The sequence below is a fragment of the Microcoleus sp. PH2017_08_TRC_O_A genome, assembly GCF_020738665.1.
Taxonomy (GTDB): Bacteria; Cyanobacteriota; Cyanobacteriia; order Cyanobacteriales; family Microcoleaceae; genus Microcoleus.
Genome location: NZ_JAEQCE010000184.1, coordinates 1 through 3,920 on the forward strand (window position 1 = coordinate 1; position 3,920 = coordinate 3,920).

Genomic DNA, 3,920 nt, shown 5'->3' on the forward strand with positions numbered 1-3,920 from the left:
CAATTCTAGCGGTCGCTATTAGCCATGAGTCACCCACTATTTTCAGCCAATTTAACGAGTTGTGGACTTCCTTCTCGACCTTAACAGGCTGGCTAGTACAGACATAACTGCGGTTTACAAACCGGATAATTGAGCCTTGGTTTTCGGCATTGCAGATATCATAGCCTTTCTAGACTTATCTTGTCCAGCGAGCTTTAACTAAGTTTAGATAACTATTTCGCCCTGTAAGTTAACCTCTATCAAGTTTTACTTTGGCACTCTCAGCACTCTTGGTGACTGAGATTCTTGGTTCAACGAAGTCACTTGCTTGCGACTGGATTACTCCAGGTCAAGTAAAAGTGTCTTCTCCTGAAGCGTAAATTCCGGTATGCCCTACCGTACTCGATCGTCTCGATCTAGTCAGGTTTTCGTTCAAATACGAGTTTTCCTAGACGGCAACACCGATCGGTGTGACTGCGTACTCAACAATCCAGTTAAGTTTTTACGTTGTCTAGTTATACTCAATTTTCAACCTGCGACGATCGTATCACACCCAGTACAAGACTGATGAGCACTCTTGATTTAAATCCTTCCCGTCGCTAATGTCAAGCGGAGTGAACTCTAGCTCGTTTTCCGCTTTCCATTGTACGATCGCTCCGGAGCACTCTGGAAGGAAGAAATAAAAGAGAGGGAGAAAGGGGGAGAGGGGGAGAGGGGGAGAGGGGGAGATGGGGAGAGTGGGGGACAAACATCTGCCTAATGCCTTTTCCATCTTCCTTCCTTCTGCTTTCTTCCCTCTTCCCGATGACGGCATAACTGATGGGTAATCGGGAATTCTATCCGTTACATCCGTTAAATCCCGCACATTGCGAGTAAGGCCGAACTTCCTTCTGCTATTGCGAGTAAGGCCGAACTTCCTTCTGCTTTCTTCCCTAGGACTTCCCTCTTCCCGATGACGGCATAACTGATGGGTAATCGGGAATTCTATCCGTTACATGAGTTAAATCCCGCACATTTCTCGTTGCCGAACTTCCGACTTCACGCTTGACTTCTTTACCCTTTTAAACGAGTCCTTCGATTACGGGATGGAAGAAAAACGCCAGCGCCAAAACCGCATAAGCAGCCAACAGCAAAGTACCTTCAAGCCAGTTAGACTTGCCATCAGAACTGATAGAATTCGCAATCAGCACCGACACCGTAACTGCTACAAGTTCAAACGGATTGAAGTTCAAGTCCATCGGTTGGCCCACGATAAAACCCACCAAAACCAACAGCGGGGCAACAAACAAAGCAATTTGCAAACTCGAGCCCATAGCCACAGAAACCGACAAATCCATTTTATTTTTCATCGCCACCGTCACCGCCGTCGTGTGTTCGGCAGCATTGCCAATAATCGGCACTAAAATCACCCCGGTAAACAGTGATGTCAGCCCCAAACGCGCCGTCGCTTCTTCTAGACTACTAACCAGGAGTTCTGACTCGATCGCCACCATGACGGTACAGACCAACAGTACCGAAATCCACAACGGTAGATTCACCTTGTGGTCGGGACTGTCTGGTGCTAAGTTACTTTCGGCTAATTCTTCGAGACCTTCGACTTCTGCCACCCCTACATCGTAAAGATAACTGTGGGTTTTCATCGAAAACAGCAGAGTCAGCACGTAGACAATAATCAGGACTATCGCAACAGCGCTAGAGAGATTTTGCATAGTTTCCGGGGCGATGCCGATAGAAGTGACATTAACAGCCGTCGGCACCAAAATGGCAATCACAGCTAAGTTCATCGCGGAAGCATTCAACCGCGCGACTGTGGGCTGAAATTCTTGTTCTTTGTAGCGCAAGCCGCCTAGCAGCATTGCAAATCCCATCACCAGCAGTAAGTTGCTGATAATTGAACCGGTGATGCTGGCCTTAACAACATCTATTAGTCCGGCGTTGAGGGCGACGATGCCGATAATCAATTCCGTGGCATTTCCGAAGGTAGCATTCAGCAAACCCCCCAAGTTGGCGCCGAGGACAACGGCGATTTCTTCGGTGGCCGTACCCATCCAGGCTGCTAAAGGGATGATGGCTAGGGCGGAGGTGATGAAGATTGTGGAGGATTCCCAGCCGAGAAAGTGTCCGGCGATCGAAACTGGGATAAATAGCAGCAGGCTGGAAATTATGTTGGTTGTGTTTAGCATTTAAATTCTGAAAAGCTCCCAACCGTCAATCATAGCCTGCCAGCAAGTTTAGCCAAGGGGAGGGGGAAAGGAATTGGATGCTGGTTTAAGGGTTGGGGCGATCGCACTTACTCACGTTTTTTGGTCAGAAGTTGGCGAAGATACTTAATAAAATTGAAAAGCTTTCGCGATAATTTGAAAATGACTCAGCCGAGAACTAAGCTGCTACACAGATAAATTGCCTGTTCCGAAGATGAGAGAGTGCGCGAGTATCAAGATATCTGACAGTTCGTGGCGGGAGCTAAAATTCGATGCCAGAATTAGAGTGTCAACGAACAACCAACAGCTATATCGTTCCAGGAGTTTTGTCAACATGAATTCACCTGACATGACACGAGATATTGCTTCAGAAGATTTGTCGATCGCCAATCCGGCTGCTTATCCCGAAGTTACGCAACAGCTATCGGAAAACGTAATTTTCACAACCGTCGATGACCTTTACAACTGGGCAAAAATGTCCAGCCTGTATCCACTGATGTTTGGCACTGCTTGCTGCTTCATTGAGTTTAGCGCCATGCTCGCTTCCCGCTTCGATTTGGATCGATTAGGTGTATTTCCCCGGATGTCTCCCCGACAGGCAGATTTGATGATTACCGCCGGCACAATTACGATGAAATACGCTCCTGTGTTGGTGCGGCTTTACGAACAAATGCCCGAACCCAAATACGTGATTGCAATGGGCGCTTGCACGATTACGGGCGGAATGTTTAGTGCAGATTCTCCGACTGTTGTGCGCGGTGTGGACAAGCTAATTCCGGTGGATGTTTATTTACCTGGATGTCCGCCGCGGCCGGAAGCGATTATGGATGCGATCGTCAAACTCCGCAAGAAAATTGCCAACGACAGCTTGCAAGAAAGGCAAAAGACGGAACCAACCCACCGCTATTACACCCGCCCTCACCGGATGAACGTTGTGCAGCTAATTCACGACGGAAAATACCTGGAAACCCATCAGGTGCCGCCTGAACTTGTCGCATCGGGATTGCCTGTTGTACGGGAGTTGGAATCGATTCGGGCGATCGAAGCTTAAGTATGATTGAAATTCATATCTTCCACGAGTCTCACCGAATAATATCATCTCCGCAACCAAGACCACAATAAACAAGGTTTGTAGTGAGGACTTTAGTCCTCTGATATTTCTGCGGACTAAAGTCTTCACTACGAACCGTTACAGATGACGGTTAATTGACCAGATACCATAATATGAAATGGATTTTTGTATTCGATTAGCTAGCTTAGAAGATATTCCTAAGCTGACAACTTTAATTCCAGATTCTGCTAGAGCTTTGCAAGCAGACTACTACACTTCTGAGCAGATTGAAGGCGCAATCGGCACAGTCTTTGGGGTTGACAGCCAACTGATTCAAGATCGAACATACTTTGTTGCTGAACACAATAACCAAATTGTCGGTTGCGGTGGTTGGAGCCAGCGAAAAACGCTTTATGGAGGTGATTCAGGCAAAAATAATCAAGAAGACAGCCTGCTCAACCCAGACAGCGACTCAGCCAAGATTCGGGCATTCTTTGTCGATCCAGCACGGGCGCGTCAAGGAATTGGCAGTCAGATTATCCAATCCTGTGAACTGGCTGCTGAGCGTGCTGGATTTAAGGATGTGGAGACAGGGCTATTTCATTCTAAACAGCTTCTTCAAAACGTCTAGACCATAGCCAGCGAGCCGTTGTGCCTGTGCCATATTTGTTTCTCCAGCTTCTCGATAA

3 protein-coding genes are annotated in these 3,920 nt (G+C 47.4%); 2 read left to right on the forward strand and 1 reads right to left on the reverse strand.

Annotation, left to right across the window (positions count from 1 at the left end; genetic code table 11):
• Positions 1 to 1,040: 1,040 nt before the first annotated feature.
• Positions 1,041 to 2,162: a calcium/proton exchanger gene (gene cax / locus JGK22_RS32825; RefSeq protein WP_293209095.1), complete on the reverse strand. Its 1,122-nt coding sequence runs from the start codon at positions 2,160 to 2,162 to the stop codon at positions 1,041 to 1,043.
• Between the two features lie 367 nt (positions 2,163 to 2,529).
• Between cax and nuoB the strand changes: the two genes are divergently transcribed.
• Together nuoB and JGK22_RS32835 are read left to right on the forward strand one after the other, a co-directional pair.
• Complete coding sequence (nuoB, locus tag JGK22_RS32830; protein ID WP_293186872.1) at positions 2,530 to 3,231, forward strand: NADH-quinone oxidoreductase subunit NuoB; 702 nt, start codon at positions 2,530 to 2,532, stop codon at positions 3,229 to 3,231.
• A 178-nt stretch (positions 3,232 to 3,409) separates the two neighbouring features.
• Positions 3,410 to 3,862 (forward strand): GNAT family N-acetyltransferase, encoded by a 453-nt coding sequence (locus JGK22_RS32835; RefSeq protein ID WP_293209097.1) that lies wholly within the window; start codon positions 3,410 to 3,412, stop codon positions 3,860 to 3,862.
• Positions 3,863 to 3,920: the final 58 nt, after the last annotated feature.

Coding starts and splice junctions, on each gene's coding strand:
- JGK22_RS32835 (WP_293209097.1), top strand. CDS start 3,410: ATGGATTTTTGTATTCGATTAGCTAGCTTAGAAGATATTCCTAAGCTG.
- cax (WP_293209095.1), bottom strand. CDS start 2,162: ATGCTAAACACAACCAACATAATTTCCAGCCTGCTGCTATTTATCCCA.
- nuoB (WP_293186872.1), top strand. CDS start 2,530: ATGACACGAGATATTGCTTCAGAAGATTTGTCGATCGCCAATCCGGCT.